This window comes from Serratia sp. CY82433 (assembly GCF_052166535.1).
Taxonomy (GTDB): domain Bacteria; phylum Pseudomonadota; class Gammaproteobacteria; order Enterobacterales; family Enterobacteriaceae; genus Serratia; species Serratia sarumanii.
The window spans coordinates 2,167,016-2,180,736 of sequence record NZ_JBJNOR010000001.1 but is presented as its reverse complement, the minus strand read 5'-3'; the positions used below and the strand labels follow the sequence as shown (position 1 = coordinate 2,180,736).

Sequence of the window (13,721 nt, the reverse complement as noted above, 5' to 3'; positions counted from 1 at the left end):
CCCTTTCCCCTACGTAGGCCGGTCGCCGGCCGGCTGCAAGGAGGTTCACAGTGTTTAACCGAATCCGTATCTCTACCAGCTTGTTCCTGTTGTTGATGACCTTCTGCGTTCTGCAGTTGGCCAGCAGCGGCCTGTCGTATTCCGCGTTTCGTTCCGATAACCACAACCTCGACATCATCACCCTCGGCAGCCAGCAGCGCGATTCGCTCAGCCTGAGCTGGGTGTCGCTGTTGCAGGCGCGCAATACGCTTAACCGCGCCGGCACCCGTGCGGCGTTGAAACTGCCGCAGGAGCAGGTGAACGAATTGATGAGCAGCGCTCGCAGTTCGCTGCAGAAGGCCGATCTCTATTTCAATCAGTTCATGGCGGTTGAGCGCAGCAGTGAGCAACAGAGTCAGCAGACGGCAACCACCAAGGCCAGCTACGAGCGGCTGCGCGGCGCGCTGCGCGAGCTGATCGGCTTCCTGGAGAAAGGGGAGCTGCAGGCGTTTATGGATCAGCCGACGCAGAAAACCCAGGACCTGTTCGAAGCCGACTTCGTGCAGTACCTGCAGTTGGTCAACGGCGACATCAGCGAAGCCAGAGACGCCAACCAGTTCTCCTTCACGCTGGCGGGCCTGATGCTGGCGGGGGCGGTCTTGATGCTGATCGTGGTGACCGGCAGCGCCATGTGGTGGTTACGCACCATGCTGGTACAGCCGCTGAACCAGATCCGCAGCCACTTTGAACGCATCGCCGCCGGCGATTTGGCGACGCCGATTCAGGTGTATGGCCGCAATGAAATCAGCATGCTGTTCGCCAGCCTGCAACGCACGCAGCAGTCGCTGATCGGCACCGTCGGCGCGGTGCGCGACGGGGCGGAGTCGATTCTGATCGGCCTGCAGGAGATCGCCGAAGGCAACAACGATCTCTCTTCCCGCACCGAGCAGCAGGCCGCGTCGCTGGAAGAAACCGCCGCCAGCATGGAACAGCTGACCGCCACGGTGAAACAGAACGCCGATAATGCGCGGCAGGCTTCTCAACTGGCGCGCGATGCCTCGGCCACCGCGGCCAAGGGCGGCGAACTGGCCGGCGACGTGGTGACCACCATGCACGATATCGCCAACAGTTCGCAGAAAATCGGCGCCATCACCAGCGTGATTGACGGCATCGCCTTCCAGACCAACATTCTGGCGCTCAATGCGGCGGTGGAAGCGGCGCGCGCCGGTGAACAGGGGCGCGGTTTCGCCGTGGTCGCCGGCGAAGTGCGCAACCTGGCGAGCCGCAGCGCGCAGGCGGCGAAAGAGATCAAGGTGCTGATCGATGAATCGGTCAGCCGCGTCAAACACGGCTCGGTGCTGGTGGAAAACTCCGGCGCCACCATGCAGGACATCGTGCGTTCGGTGACCCGCGTGACCGACATCATGGGCGAGATCGCGTCGGCTTCGGATGAACAGAGCCGCGGCATCGAGCAGGTGACGCAGGCGGTGACCCAGATGGATCAGGTCACCCAGCAGAACGCCGCGCTGGTGGAAGAGTCCGCTTCTGCCGCCACCGCGCTGGAAGAGCAGGCCATTACCCTGGCTGACGCGGTCGCGGTATTCCGTCTGGCGGACGATAACTTCGTCGCGCCAGGTAACAGCAACAACGCAGTTTCACCCGTGGTAAAGGAAGCCCAAGATTGTTAAACCGCATAAGCAGCACGTGTTTCCCCGGTGAGGTGGCATGAAACAGGTGCCGTCAACTTCTAACCGGGATACTGCGTCGATGTTGACGCAAATGGTGCAGCGCCTGCCGCTGTCGGACGTGCATTTTCGCCGTATCAGCCAGTTGATTTATCAACGCGCCGGCATCGTGCTGGCGGAGCATAAGCGCGAGATGGTTTACAACCGTCTGGTGCGCCGGCTGCGGCTGTTGGGATTGCACGATTTCGGCGACTACCTGGCGCTGCTGGAAAGCGATCCGAACAGCGCGGAGTGGCAGGCGTTTATCAACGCGCTGACCACCAACCTGACGGCCTTTTTCCGCGAGGCGCATCACTTCCCGATCCTGGCGGAACACGCGCGCTCGCGGCCGAACGGCTACAGCGTGTGGAGCACCGCAGCCTCGACCGGCGAAGAGCCGTATTCGATCGCCATCACGCTGAGCGATGCATTGGGCCAGCGGGCCGGCAGTTGCCAGGTCTGGGCCAGCGACATCGATACGCAGGTGCTGGAAAAAGCGGAAGCGGGCGTTTACCGCCAGGAAGATCTGCGCACCCTGACGCCGACCCAAATGCAGCGCTATTTCCTGCGCGGCACCGGGCCGCATCAGGGGCTGGTGCGCGTGCGGCCGGAGCTGGCGGCGCGGGTGAACTTTCAGTCGCTGAACCTGCTGGCGCCGGAGTGGGCGCTGCCGGGGCAGTTCGACGCCATTTTTTGCCGCAACGTCATGATCTATTTCGATAAGGCGACGCAGGAGCGCATCCTGCGCCGCTTCGTTCCCTTGCTTAAGCCGGGGGGGCTGATGTTTGCCGGCCACTCCGAGAATTTCAGCCAGATCAGCCGGGATTTCTACTTGCGTGGGCAGACCGTGTATGGGCTGACCAAGGAGAGGTAATGAGTAAAATCAGAGTGTTATGCGTAGACGATTCGGCACTGATGCGCCAGCTGATGACGGAAATCGTGAACGGCCACGCCGACATGGAGATGGTGGCGACCGCGCCGGATCCGCTGGTGGCGCGCGATCTGATCAAAAAATTTAATCCCCAGGTGCTGACGCTGGACGTCGAGATGCCGCGCATGGACGGGCTGGATTTCCTTGAGAAGCTGATGCGCCTGCGGCCGATGCCGGTGGTGATGGTCTCTTCGCTGACCGGCAAAGGCTCGGAAATCACGCTGCGCGCGCTGGAGCTGGGCGCGGTGGACTTCGTGACCAAACCGCAGCTCGGCATTCGCGAAGGCATGTTGGCTTACAGCGAGCTGATTGCCGAGAAGATCCGCACCGCCGCCAGGGCGCGCCTGCCGCAGCGTTCCAACAGCCCGGCGCCGGCGATCCTCAGCCACGCGCCGCTGCTGAGCAGTGAAAAACTGATCGCTATCGGCGCTTCCACCGGCGGCACCGAAGCGATCCGCCAGGTGCTGCAGCCGCTGCCTGCCACCAGTCCGGCGCTGCTGATCACCCAGCACATGCCGCCCGGTTTCACCCGTTCGTTCGCCGAGCGGCTGAACAAGCTGTGCCAGATCACGGTGAAAGAAGCGGAGGACGGCGAGCGCGTGCTGCCGGGCCATGCCTACATCGCGCCGGGGGATCGCCACCTGGAGCTGGCGCGCAGCGGCGCCAACTATCAGGTGAAGCTGCATGACGGCCCGGCGGTTAACCGCCATCGTCCGTCGGTCGACGTGCTGTTCCGCTCGGTGGCGCAATATGCCGGCCGCAATGCGGTGGGCGTGATCCTCACCGGCATGGGCAACGACGGGGCGGCGGGGATGCTGGAGATGCACCGCGCCGGGGCCTATACCCTGGCGCAAAACGAGGCGAGCTGTGTGGTGTTCGGCATGCCGCGCGAGGCGATCGCCGGCGGCGGCGTCAGCGAAGTGGTCGAGCTGGACAGGATGAGCCAGCGCATGTTGGCGCAGATCGCCGGCGGCCAGGCATTGCGCATTTGATTTTAGTCCGCGGGGTCTACTCGGCGGCGATATGACCCAGGTTCGCCGCGCGGCGGCCTGCGGTTTTGCATCATTAAACGGTTAACTATTTCAGGAGTAACAATGGCAGACAAGAACCTCAGATTTCTGGTTGTGGACGACTTTTCCACCATGCGTCGCATCGTCAGAAATCTGCTCAAAGAGCTGGGCTTCAACAACGTCGAAGAAGCTGAAGACGGCGCGGATGCGCTGAACAAGCTGCGCGCCGGCGGTTTCGACTTTGTGGTGTCCGACTGGAACATGCCGAACATGGACGGGCTGGAGCTGCTGCAAACCATCCGCGCCGATAGCGCGCTGGCCGCGATGCCGGTACTGATGGTGACGGCGGAAGCCAAGAAAGAAAATATCATCGCGGCGGCGCAGGCCGGCGCCAGCGGTTATGTAGTGAAACCATTTACGGCGGCGACGCTGGAAGAAAAGCTCAACAAGATTTTTGAAAAATTGGGCATGTAAGGAGAGGGCGATGAGAGACATTCCAATGCCTGCCAGCGATGCAGCGACCGCGGGAGAGATCATTTCCCGCATCGGCCAACTGACCCGAATGCTGCGCGACAGCATGCGCGAACTGGGGCTCGATCAGGCGATCGCCCAGGCGGCAGAGGCGATCCCGGATGCGCGCGACCGTCTTGACTATGTCGTAACCATGACGGCGCAGGCGGCGGAACGGGCGTTGAACTGCGTGGAGGCGGCGCAACCGCGCCAGGCGGAGCTGGAATCCGGCGCGAACGCGTTGAAGGGGCGCTGGGACGAGTGGTTCGCCAATCCTATCGAACTGGACGACGCACGTTCTCTGGTCAACGACACGCGCCAGTATCTGGATCAGGTGCCGGGCCATACGGCCTTCACCAACGCCCAGCTGCTGGAGATCATGATGGCGCAGGACTTCCAGGATCTGACCGGTCAGGTGATCAAGCGCATGATGGACGTGGTGCAGGAGATCGAAAAGCAGCTGCTGATGGTGCTGATGGAAAACATGCCGGAGCAGCCGGTGAAGGAAAAACGGCCGAACGACAGCCTGCTGAACGGCCCGCAGCTCGACCAGAACGGCGTCGGCGTGATCGCCAACCAGGCGCAGGTCGACGATCTGCTCGACAGCCTCGGTTTCTGAGGCTTTTCGGGGCGCGCGACGGCGCGCCCCGAAAGTTGCGCGGTGTCCCGCAAAGATTAATGTATATAGCATTGCTATATACATCATGGCGGTTATAATTTGTACTCCAGTTAAAGGAGGTCGCCATGACGTTAGGTTCTGTCTTTACCAATAATCGGACACAGGCTGTACGCTTGCCTGCAGAGGTGCGTTTCCCTGATACCGTTTCTAAAGTGACCGTCCGCGTAGTGGGCAAAGAGCGCATTCTTGCCCCCCTGGAGAATACCTGGGATAGCTTCTTCTGTGCGGAAAATGAGGTGAGCGATGATTTCCTCAATGAACGTGCCGGGCAGCACCAGCGCGAGCGGGAAGATTTTTGATGTTCAGTCATATGCTGGACACCAACATTGTTATCTATGTCATTAAGCGCCGCCCGCTGGAAGTGCTGGAGGCATTCAATCGCTATGCAGGTAAAATGGTCATTTCGTCGATCACCTATGGCGAATTGGTTCACGGGGTGGAGAAAAGCGCTCGCCCAGCGGTGAACGCCAGAGTCGTTGAGGATTTTGTCTCCCGATTGGACATTCTCGATTACAGCGCCAAAGCGGCATCGCACTACGGCAACATCCGGGCTGCGCTGGAACGCCAGGGAACGCCTATTGGCGTAAACGATCTACATATCGCCGGGCATGCGCGCAGCGAAGGATTGATCCTGGTGACCAATAATCGACGCGAATTTGAGCGCGTTGAGGGTTTGCGGCTGGAAAATTGGTTGTAACCTCTCCCTGATGGTCTCATCCCCTAAATAACCCGCCTTTTCCCCCGTTGTTCCGTCAATGACATCGCCAATTTTTTGGCATGCTGACCGCCATTCTTTACCCTCCCGACACAGGAACGGCGTTTCGTGGCTGAAGACAGCGATCTGGAAAAAAGCGAGGCCCCCACGCCCCACAGGCTGGAGAAGGCGCGTGAAGACGGCCAGATCCCGCGTTCCCGCGAACTGACCTCGGTACTGATGCTGCTCTCGGGCCTGGCGATCATCCTGATGTCCGGCAGCAACATGGCACAACAGTTGGCGGCGATGCTCACGCAGGGCTTGAACTTCGACCACGGCATGGTCAGCAACGATAAACAGATGCTGCGCCAGCTGGGCATGTTGCTGCGCCAGGCGGTGCTGGCGCTGTTGCCGATCATGGCGGGGCTGGTGCTGGTGGCGCTCGCCGCGCCGATGCTGTTGGGGGGCATCCTGTTCAGCGGCAAGTCGATCAAGTTCGACTTGAAACGGCTGAACCCGTTGTCCGGGTTGAAACGCATCTTTTCCAGCCAGGTGTTGGCCGAGCTGCTGAAAGGGATCCTGAAAGCGACGTTGGTCGGCTGGGCCACCGGTCTTTATCTGTGGCACAACTGGGCGGCGATGCTGCATCTGATGACCCAGCAGCCGCTCGATGCGCTGGGCAATGCGCTGCAGATGATTCTGTTCTGCGGTTTTCTGGTGGTGCTGGGGCTGACGCCGATGGTGGCGTTCGACGTGTTCTATCAGATGTGGAGCCACTTCAAAAAGCTGAAGATGACCAAGCAGGATATTCGCGACGAATTCAAGGATCAGGAGGGGGACCCACACGTCAAGGGGCGCATTCGTCAGCAGCAGCGGGCGATCGCCCGGCGCCGCATGATGGCCGATGTGCCCAAGGCGGACGTGATCGTCACCAACCCGACGCACTACGCCGTCGCGTTGCAGTACAACGATAAAAAAATGAGTGCGCCGAAAGTGCTGGCCAAGGGGGCCGGTGAAATCGCCTTGCGCATCCGCGAGCTCGGCGCGGAACACCGCATCCCGATGCTGGAGGCGCCGCCGCTGGCGCGTGCGCTGTATCGACACAGCGAGATTGGGCAACATATTCCGGCCACCCTGTATGCCGCGGTCGCCGAAGTGCTGGCCTGGGTGTACCAGCTGCGCCGCTGGCGGCGCGAGGGCGGCCTGATCCCGAAAAAACCTGAACGTTTACCGGTGCCGGAAGCACTGGATTTTGCAAAAGAGAGTGACTCTGATGGCTAATTTGGCCTCCCTGCTTCGTTTGCCGGGCAATTTTAAAGATACGCAGTGGCAGGTGTTGGCCGGCCCGGTGTTGATCCTGCTGATCCTGTCGATGATGGTGCTGCCGTTGCCGGCGTTTATCCTCGACCTGCTGTTTACCTTCAACATCTCGCTGTCGATCATGGTGCTGCTGGTGGCGATGTTCACCCAGCGCACGCTCGAATTCGCCGCCTTCCCGACCATTCTGCTGTTCTCCACGCTGCTGCGTTTGTCGCTCAACGTCGCGTCGACGCGCATCATCCTGCTGGAAGGGCACACCGGTTCCGCCGCCGCCGGCCGCGTGGTGGAGGCCTTCGGCCACTTCCTGGTGGGCGGCAACTTCGCCATCGGTATCGTGGTGTTCATCATCCTGGTGTTGATCAACTTCATGGTGATCACCAAGGGGGCGGGGCGTATCGCCGAAGTGGGCGCGCGCTTCGTGCTGGACGGCATGCCGGGTAAGCAGATGGCGATCGACGCAGACCTGAACGCCGGGTTGATCGGCGAGGACGAAGCGAAGAAACGCCGCGCCGAAGTCACCCAGGAGGCCGATTTCTACGGCTCGATGGACGGCGCCAGTAAATTCGTGCGCGGCGACGCCATCGCCGGCCTGATGATCATGGTGCTGAACGTGGTCGGCGGCCTGTTGGTCGGCGTGGTGCAACACGGTATGGAGCTGGGGGCGGCGGCGGAAAGCTATACGCTGCTGACCATCGGCGACGGCCTGGTGGCGCAGATCCCGGCGCTGGTGATCTCCACCGCCGCCGGCGTTATCGTCACCCGCGTCGCGACCGATCAGGACGTCGGCGAGCAGATGGTGGGCCAGCTGTTCAACAATCCGCGCGTGATGCTGTTGAGCGCCGGGGTGCTCGGGCTGTTGGGCCTGGTGCCGGGCATGCCGAACCTGGTGTTCCTGCTGTTTACCGCCGCTTTGCTGGGCTTGGCCTGGTGGCTGCGCGGCCGTGAACAACAGGCGCCGAGAGCGGTTGAAGAGCCAGTGATGCCGGACAACCCGCAGGCCGCCGAGGCCAGCTGGGCCGACGTGCAGTTGGAAGATCCGCTGGGGATGGAGGTGGGCTACCGGTTGATTCCGATGGTCGATTTTCAACAAAACGGCGAGTTGCTGGGGCGTATCCGCGGGATCCGCAAGAAATTCGCGCAGGACATGGGGTATCTGCCGCCGGTGGTACACATTCGCGACAACCTGGAACTGCCGCCTGCCAGCTACCGCATCCTGATGAAAGGCGTCGAAATCGGCAGCGGTGAAGCGCAGCCGGGTCGCTGGCTGGCGATCAACCCCGGCAATGCCGTGGGCGAGCTGGCGGGAGACAAAACCGTCGATCCGGCCTTTGGGCTCGAGGCGGTGTGGATCGACAGTGCCTTGCGCGAGCAGGCGCAGATCCAGGGCTTTACCGTGGTGGAAGCCAGCACCGTGGTGGCGACACACCTTAATCACCTGATCGGCCAGTTCGCCAGCGAGCTGTTTGGCCGCCAGGAAACCCAACAGTTACTGGATCGCGTGTCGCAGGAGATGCCGAAGCTGACCGAAGACTTCGTGCCGGGCGTGGTATCATTGACCACGCTGCACAAGGTGCTGCAAAACCTGCTGGCCGAGCGCGTCTCCATCCGCGATATGCGCACCATCGTCGAAACGTTGGCGGAGCACGCTCCGGCGCAGAGCGATCCTTATGAACTGACCACCGTGGTGCGGGTGGCGCTGGGCCGGGCGATCACGCAGCAGTGGTTCCCGGGCAACGGCGAGATTCAGGTCATCGGTCTGGATACCCAACTGGAGCGTCTGTTGCTGCAGGCGTTGCAGGGCGGCGGTGGTCTGGAGCCGGGGCTGGCCGATCGCCTGCTGGAACAGGCGCGCCAGGCGCTGCAGCGGCAAGAGATGCTCAGCGCGCCGCCGGTGCTGTTGGTTAACCATGCGCTGCGGCCTTTACTGGCGCGCTTCCTGCGTCGCAGCCTGCCGCAGCTCGTGGTACTGTCCAACCTCGAGATCAACGACGATCGCCAGATTCGCATGACCTCGACCATCGGAGCCGCCTGATGAAACGCTGTCTGTTCGTGCTGTGTTTGCTGGCCCCGTTGACTGCCGGCGCGGTCTCCGGCTCTTGGGTGGCCGAAGGGGCGGGCGTGACGTTGGAACAGGGCGGCATGCGCGATGAGTCCGCCGGTTTGCGGCCGCCGAACGCGCTGCCGGACGCCAATGCGCGCATCACCCGCGTCAGCTGGCGCTACCGTTTGCTGGGGCCGGAGCCGGCCGGGCTGCAGGCCCAGCTCTGCACGGTAAACCGCTGCATTCCGCTCGGCGGCGGCAGCGGCAGCAGCAACGGTCTGCAGGGCGAACCGGCCAATGCGGAATTGCGCTTTGTCTATTACGTGCAGTCGCAAGGCGGGTTGAATCCGCCGCTGCGGGTGATTGGCAATCAGGTGATCGTCAATTACGAATAGATCGCCGCCCGGTTCGGTGGGGTGGTTTGGCGCCGGCCGGCGTTATGCTTAAGCGATAAAATGAGCCTGGAAATTCAAGACTCACGGCCGCCTTTGTCGCGCGGCACAATCTGGAGCCTGTTTGTGTGACAACAGTCATAATCCTATTTTTATACGTTGTTTCTCTCTTTGTTTTATTGTAATTTCCGCTTAATCTTCAAATTTATGAAGATTAAACGTGCGTGAAGGGCGTTAATTTACCCATCCCTCAGTAAATTATGCGCAATGTATTAACTATATAAATGATCCTCGCCGTACTCTCATAAAATTAAACTTATATGGAGTATCTATGAAAATTTTAAAATCATACATGCCATTATTACTTTTATGCGTGGCTTTCACCGCTTCGTCAAATAATCACTGCGATCCTTCCCGGACTGAACTGCCCGCCAGTTGCCTCACGGAACAATTCGCCATGTCGGTATTGTGGTATCAGAATGCGGCAGAGGCACGGGCGGCTTTTTATCAAGGGTATCAGTTGGGCAAGCTCCGACTTGAGCAGGAATTAAAGAATAAATCGGAGAAGCCGCGTGCCGTCGTGCTGGATCTTGATGAGACCGTGCTGGATGACAGCCCGCACCAGGCCTGGTTGATAAAGAACCAGTCGTTTTTGCTTGACGGTTGGGATGAATGGGTCGACATGGCAGCGGCGGAAGCCGTGCCCGGCGCTATCGATTTCCTGAGGTTTGCCGATGAAAACGGTGTTACCATTTTCTACCTGAGTGACAGAAAGCAGTCGCAGATTAACGTGACGCTAAAAAATTTACGCCGTATTAATTTGCCTCAGGCGAAAAAAGAAAATCTGTTGTTAAAAACACCGGAGATGCAGGGTAAACAGAGTCGTCGCGACGCGTTGGAAAGCCAGTATGACGTCGTGCTGTATTTTGGCGACAATCTGGCTGACTTTATTGATTCAAAAGGTAAAAGCCAGGCTGAAAGGAATAAAATGATGGAGGATGTGCAGCAAGAATTTGGCAAGCGTTTTATTATCTTCCCGAATCCGATGTATGGCGATTGGTATGGCGGTATTATCGATGGGCAGTTTAAAGCGAAAAATAATGAGCTTTATAAGCTGCGAGCGTCTAAACTGACGCCGTTTAAGTAACAAAAACAGGTAAGGTAAATGTAAGCTACGGGCATTTATGGCATGAATATAAATACCCTGAAGCGTTTTATTCAATAGGCCGATTCGCTGGCTCTCGATATGAAGCAATTAATAGAATCGATAATATACATCGGATAGTTCCTTGTTGTATCGAGGGCTGTTTAATGTGTTCTGATTTCAACTTCGATTGTCTGGCCGACGGCTGTCGACCTCATCCGGTGAGCGAAGTGGCGGGAGGGGCGCCTCAGGCCAGAATTTGCAGGCCGTTGCGTTCCACCAGCGTCAACAACTTCATCGCGGCGGAGTTCGGTTGCGCTTCGCCGCGCTCCCATTTCTGCACCGCCTTTTTGCTGACGTTGAGATACAGCGCAAACACCGGTTGACTGACGTTTTCGCGTTCGCGCAATGCGCGGATCTCGGCCGGCCCGAACTGTTTCACCGGCCGCAGGCACAGCATGTCGAAGGTGCGCATGGTCACGTCGTCGACGAAACCGGCGCGGTGCAGGCCCTGAACTTCCTGGTGGATCGATTTCAGCATCTTGCTCATAGTTGTAACCTTATTAATTCCCCGCAGTTGACCAGCTGATACAGTCTGAATGGTGAATAATCCAGATACAGCGCCGCCAAATGCCGCCAGGAAATTAACTCATCCTGATTGATGTTGTCTCTTTCGTTTTTGGCAAAGCCATACATGAAAAAGATCCTGCCTTCATCTGCCGTTGCGATTAAGACCCGATACCCGCGCCGTTTTCCACTCCCCATCCGGGCGATGCGTTTTTTGTAAACGCAACCACCGAGATTGGCGTCGTACAACTGATTTTGCATCTCTCGCGCCGCTTTCACTATCGTGGCGTCACTGATGCGTTCGTCGCCGGCAAATGTCTGGAAGGCTTTTGTGAGATAAATGTCGGTCATTCACTCTCCGTGTGAAAATATACCCTTGATGGGTACAGATCAAGATGTTTAACGACCGAGCTAAGATGACGAAATAGGGAGTGATGGGGAACAGGAAAATATCCGTTCTGCGCAGCCTGGCGCATAGCGTTAAGGGAATTCAGAAAGCGGTAAGAAGAAATTGCGAGAGGTTGCGCATAACCGGGGAAACCCGCGCCCGGCGGTGCGTTCACCGGGCGAAATGAGACAGGTCAGACGCCGATTTTTCTGCCGAGCAGGCTGCCGGCGTGCGACTGGCCGTCCGGGCCATACAGCGATTTATTGTTCTTGCTCAGGATCGCCAGCGCCTGAGCGTTATGGTCGATCTGCTGATTGAGCAGCAGGCCATTGTGCTGATTCTTTTCGCGCAGCGTTTGGCTCAGCAGTTGAACGCGTTGCCAGCGATCGGCCAGGGGCGCATGGCTGGCGTAGGGCGCGCGTTGCCCGCAGGCTTTTTCCTGCCCCAGGCGCTGTTGCTCGAGGTAGGCGACCGTCGCCAGCAGCTGGCTTTTGGCATCGGTTACGCGCTGCAGCGCCACGCCGGGCAACTGGCCGGAACACAGCAAGTCGTGCTCTTCCTCCAGCACGCCATTGAGCGCCTGCAGCGTTTCCAACAGTTTATCCAGCAGTTGTGCCAGTTTTTCCATAGTGATGACTTATCCTTTACCGCTACTCGCCGCCGCGCCGTCAGTCGCGCCCGGCGATCCATTGAATGTCGCTCTGCGCGTCTTGCAGCAGCGCGTCGGCGATTTTGCCGGCGTCCATCTTCAGTTCGCCGCTGCGGATCGCCTGCTTGATGGCCTCGACCCGGCCCATATCGATATCCTGGGTGCCCGGCTGCATCAGGCGCGCCTGCGCCTCGCTCAGCTTGACCTGCGTGCCGCTGACGGCCGTTTCGGCCACGGCGGCCTTACGCGGTTGGAGCGGGTTGTCGGCCGGGGTTTCACGCGGTTGCACAGTGGAAACCGGCTGTAACCGCTGGGTGCGATCGATACTCATGGTCCATCTCCGTTTACGCCGTGACCGCTCGGGGGCGACGACGCTGCAATGAAAGTGTTGCGGCCCTGCTGGCCAATAAAATGCTGCTTGATTTGTCTTATCGGCAAGGTTTGCGGAACCTTTACTTTTTTATAACGTAATGCGGATAGCGCCGTCGTCTCCGACCACGCCGCTGACGATCTGCCCGGACGCCATGCGCACCCGCACGCTGTCTTCGGCGGCGGCGTTGTTCATCGCCTTGCCCGCACCGCTGATGTTGAATCCTTCGCCCTGCGCGTTGACCTGTACCGATTGCCCCGCCTTGATAATCCAGGCGCGGCGCAGCATGGCGAGGGTCAGCGGTTGGCCGGGGCTGATATTGCGCAGGCTGACGGCGCCCAACGCTTTGCCCGCTTCGGTCAGCGCGCGCGGCGGCAGGGTATCGAGCCGGCCTTCTTTCAACGTCAGATCCGCCGCGGTCAACCGGCTGCCGGCGCTGATGCCGCGCGCTGAAACCAGATAGCGGCCGAACACCTGCACCTGCGTCTGGATAAAACGCCGCTCCTGGCCACAGCGCGCCGAAATGCTGACGTTGCCGCCGATCCGCGCGTTGGGCGGCAGCGACAGCTGCGGCAGTTCGCAGGCGGGCCATTGGGCCGGCGGCGTGCGCACCCGCACTTTCACCTGCACCGGTTCGCCGCTGAACTTGCCTTGGATGAAGCTTTCGATTTGCGTCGCCAGATCGTCGGCGCGCGCGTTCAGACTGCACAGCAGGCCGATAAGCAGCAGCATTTTACCTTTCATCGTCATCTTCTCAAGCCTCATCGGGATACGCGTAAGTGTACCCGCAGCGCGCGCAGGCTAAGCAGATAAATAGCGCCCCATTTTGCGTTTATTCCCGCGATAGGGTGGCGCAGCGGGCGTTTATGCTGTCGACTCCAAATTCTAACCTCGCGGAGGGAGCATGCTCGACAAACTGGACGCGGCTCTGCGCTTTGGCCAAGAGGCGCTGAACTTGCGCGCCCAGCGGCAGGAAATTCTGGCCGCCAATATCGCCAACGCAGACACACCGGGTTATCAGGCGCGGGATATCGATTTCGCCAGCCAATTGAACAAAGTGCTGGAACAAGGGCGCGTCAACGGCAACGGCATGTCGCTGAACCTGACGGCGGCGCGCCACATCCCGGCGCAGACACTGCAGCCGCCGCAGCTCGATCTGTTGTACCGGGTGCCGGACCAGCCATCGATGGACGGCAACACGGTGGACATGGATCGCGAACGCACCAACTTTGCCGATAACAGCCTGAAATATCAGACCGACCTGACGCTGCTCAACGGGCAGATCAAAGGGATGATGTCCGTGCTGCAACAAGGATAAGGCGC

17 protein-coding genes are annotated in these 13,721 nt (G+C 59.7%); 12 read left to right on the top strand and 5 right to left on the bottom strand.

The window, feature by feature from the left end; all coding sequences use genetic code 11:
- Nucleotides 1-50 precede the first annotated feature (50 nt).
- The 11 genes from ACJ8PI_RS10620 to ACJ8PI_RS10570 all read left to right on the top strand — a co-directional run bounded on the left by ACJ8PI_RS10620 (nucleotide 51) and on the right by ACJ8PI_RS10570 (nucleotide 10,427).
- Complete coding sequence (locus ACJ8PI_RS10620) at nucleotides 51-1,667, top strand: methyl-accepting chemotaxis protein (protein ID WP_033653630.1); 1,617 nt, start codon at nucleotides 51-53, stop codon at nucleotides 1,665-1,667.
- 37 nt (nucleotides 1,668-1,704) lie between these two features.
- Complete coding sequence (cheR, locus tag ACJ8PI_RS10615) at nucleotides 1,705-2,577, top strand: protein-glutamate O-methyltransferase CheR (protein WP_049194655.1); 873 nt, start codon at nucleotides 1,705-1,707, stop codon at nucleotides 2,575-2,577.
- The gene (locus ACJ8PI_RS10610; RefSeq protein WP_033635003.1) at nucleotides 2,577-3,626 is read left to right on the top strand and encodes a protein-glutamate methylesterase/protein-glutamine glutaminase; all 1,050 of its coding nucleotides are present in this window, start codon (nucleotides 2,577-2,579) and stop codon (nucleotides 3,624-3,626) included. Before cheR ends, ACJ8PI_RS10610 begins: the two co-directional genes overlap by 1 nt.
- Before the next feature lie 102 nt (nucleotides 3,627-3,728).
- On the top strand, nucleotides 3,729-4,118 hold the full coding sequence (gene cheY, locus ACJ8PI_RS10605; RefSeq protein ID WP_004934862.1) for a chemotaxis response regulator CheY: 390 nt from the start codon (nucleotides 3,729-3,731) through the stop codon (nucleotides 4,116-4,118).
- A gap of 10 nt (nucleotides 4,119-4,128) precedes the next feature.
- Nucleotides 4,129-4,773: a protein phosphatase CheZ gene (gene cheZ / locus ACJ8PI_RS10600; protein ID WP_004934858.1), complete on the top strand. Its 645-nt coding sequence runs from the start codon at nucleotides 4,129-4,131 to the stop codon at nucleotides 4,771-4,773.
- 125 nt (nucleotides 4,774-4,898) lie between these two features.
- Complete coding sequence (gene vapB, locus ACJ8PI_RS10595) at nucleotides 4,899-5,132, top strand: type II toxin-antitoxin system VapB family antitoxin (protein ID WP_041035628.1); 234 nt, start codon at nucleotides 4,899-4,901, stop codon at nucleotides 5,130-5,132.
- Nucleotides 5,132-5,530 carry a type II toxin-antitoxin system tRNA(fMet)-specific endonuclease VapC gene (gene vapC, locus ACJ8PI_RS10590; protein ID WP_033640020.1) on the top strand — a complete coding sequence of 133 codons (399 nt, stop codon included), beginning with the start codon at nucleotides 5,132-5,134 and terminating at the stop codon, nucleotides 5,528-5,530. The genes vapB and vapC overlap by 1 nt, the downstream gene beginning before the upstream one ends.
- A gap of 126 nt (nucleotides 5,531-5,656) precedes the next feature.
- On the top strand, nucleotides 5,657-6,808 hold the full coding sequence (gene flhB, locus ACJ8PI_RS10585) for a flagellar biosynthesis protein FlhB (RefSeq protein WP_164134340.1): 1,152 nt from the start codon (nucleotides 5,657-5,659) through the stop codon (nucleotides 6,806-6,808).
- Entirely contained in the window at nucleotides 6,801-8,879 is a 2,079-nt protein-coding gene (gene flhA / locus ACJ8PI_RS10580) for a flagellar biosynthesis protein FlhA (RefSeq protein WP_164134341.1), read from the top strand. Before flhB ends, flhA begins: the two co-directional genes overlap by 8 nt.
- The gene (locus ACJ8PI_RS10575) at nucleotides 8,879-9,283 is read left to right on the top strand and encodes a flagellar protein FlhE (RefSeq protein WP_041035624.1); all 405 of its coding nucleotides are present in this window, start codon (nucleotides 8,879-8,881) and stop codon (nucleotides 9,281-9,283) included. The genes flhA and ACJ8PI_RS10575 overlap by 1 nt, the downstream gene beginning before the upstream one ends.
- 328 nt (nucleotides 9,284-9,611) lie before the next feature.
- Nucleotides 9,612-10,427, top strand: coding sequence for a 5'-nucleotidase, lipoprotein e(P4) family (locus ACJ8PI_RS10570; RefSeq protein ID WP_164134342.1), 816 nt, complete (start codon nucleotides 9,612-9,614; stop codon nucleotides 10,425-10,427).
- 244 nt (nucleotides 10,428-10,671) lie between these two features.
- Here the strand turns inward: ACJ8PI_RS10570 and ACJ8PI_RS10565 are convergent, their stop codons facing one another.
- From ACJ8PI_RS10565 to flgA, 5 genes are all read right to left on the bottom strand, one after another.
- On the bottom strand, nucleotides 10,672-10,974 hold the full coding sequence (locus tag ACJ8PI_RS10565; RefSeq protein WP_033632742.1) for a helix-turn-helix domain-containing protein: 303 nt from the start codon (nucleotides 10,972-10,974) through the stop codon (nucleotides 10,672-10,674).
- Entirely contained in the window at nucleotides 10,971-11,342 is a 372-nt protein-coding gene (locus tag ACJ8PI_RS10560) for a type II toxin-antitoxin system RelE/ParE family toxin (RefSeq protein WP_033647787.1), read from the bottom strand. The genes ACJ8PI_RS10565 and ACJ8PI_RS10560 overlap by 4 nt, the downstream gene beginning before the upstream one ends.
- 230 nt (nucleotides 11,343-11,572) lie before the next feature.
- Nucleotides 11,573-12,007 (bottom strand): flagella synthesis protein FlgN, encoded by a 435-nt coding sequence (locus ACJ8PI_RS10555; RefSeq protein ID WP_039565498.1) that lies wholly within the window; start codon nucleotides 12,005-12,007, stop codon nucleotides 11,573-11,575.
- Between the two features lie 40 nt (nucleotides 12,008-12,047).
- Nucleotides 12,048-12,359 carry a flagellar biosynthesis anti-sigma factor FlgM gene (gene flgM / locus ACJ8PI_RS10550; RefSeq protein WP_033653635.1) on the bottom strand — a complete coding sequence of 104 codons (312 nt, stop codon included), beginning with the start codon at nucleotides 12,357-12,359 and terminating at the stop codon, nucleotides 12,048-12,050.
- 129 nt (nucleotides 12,360-12,488) lie between these two features.
- Complete coding sequence (flgA, locus tag ACJ8PI_RS10545) at nucleotides 12,489-13,142, bottom strand: flagellar basal body P-ring formation chaperone FlgA (protein WP_033647785.1); 654 nt, start codon at nucleotides 13,140-13,142, stop codon at nucleotides 12,489-12,491.
- Nucleotides 13,143-13,302: 160 nt separating this feature from the next.
- Here flgA and flgB point away from each other — a divergent pair, with 160 nt between their 5' ends.
- Nucleotides 13,303-13,716, top strand: coding sequence for a flagellar basal body rod protein FlgB (gene flgB, locus ACJ8PI_RS10540; RefSeq protein ID WP_033634995.1), 414 nt, complete (start codon nucleotides 13,303-13,305; stop codon nucleotides 13,714-13,716).
- Nucleotides 13,717-13,721: the final 5 nt, after the last annotated feature.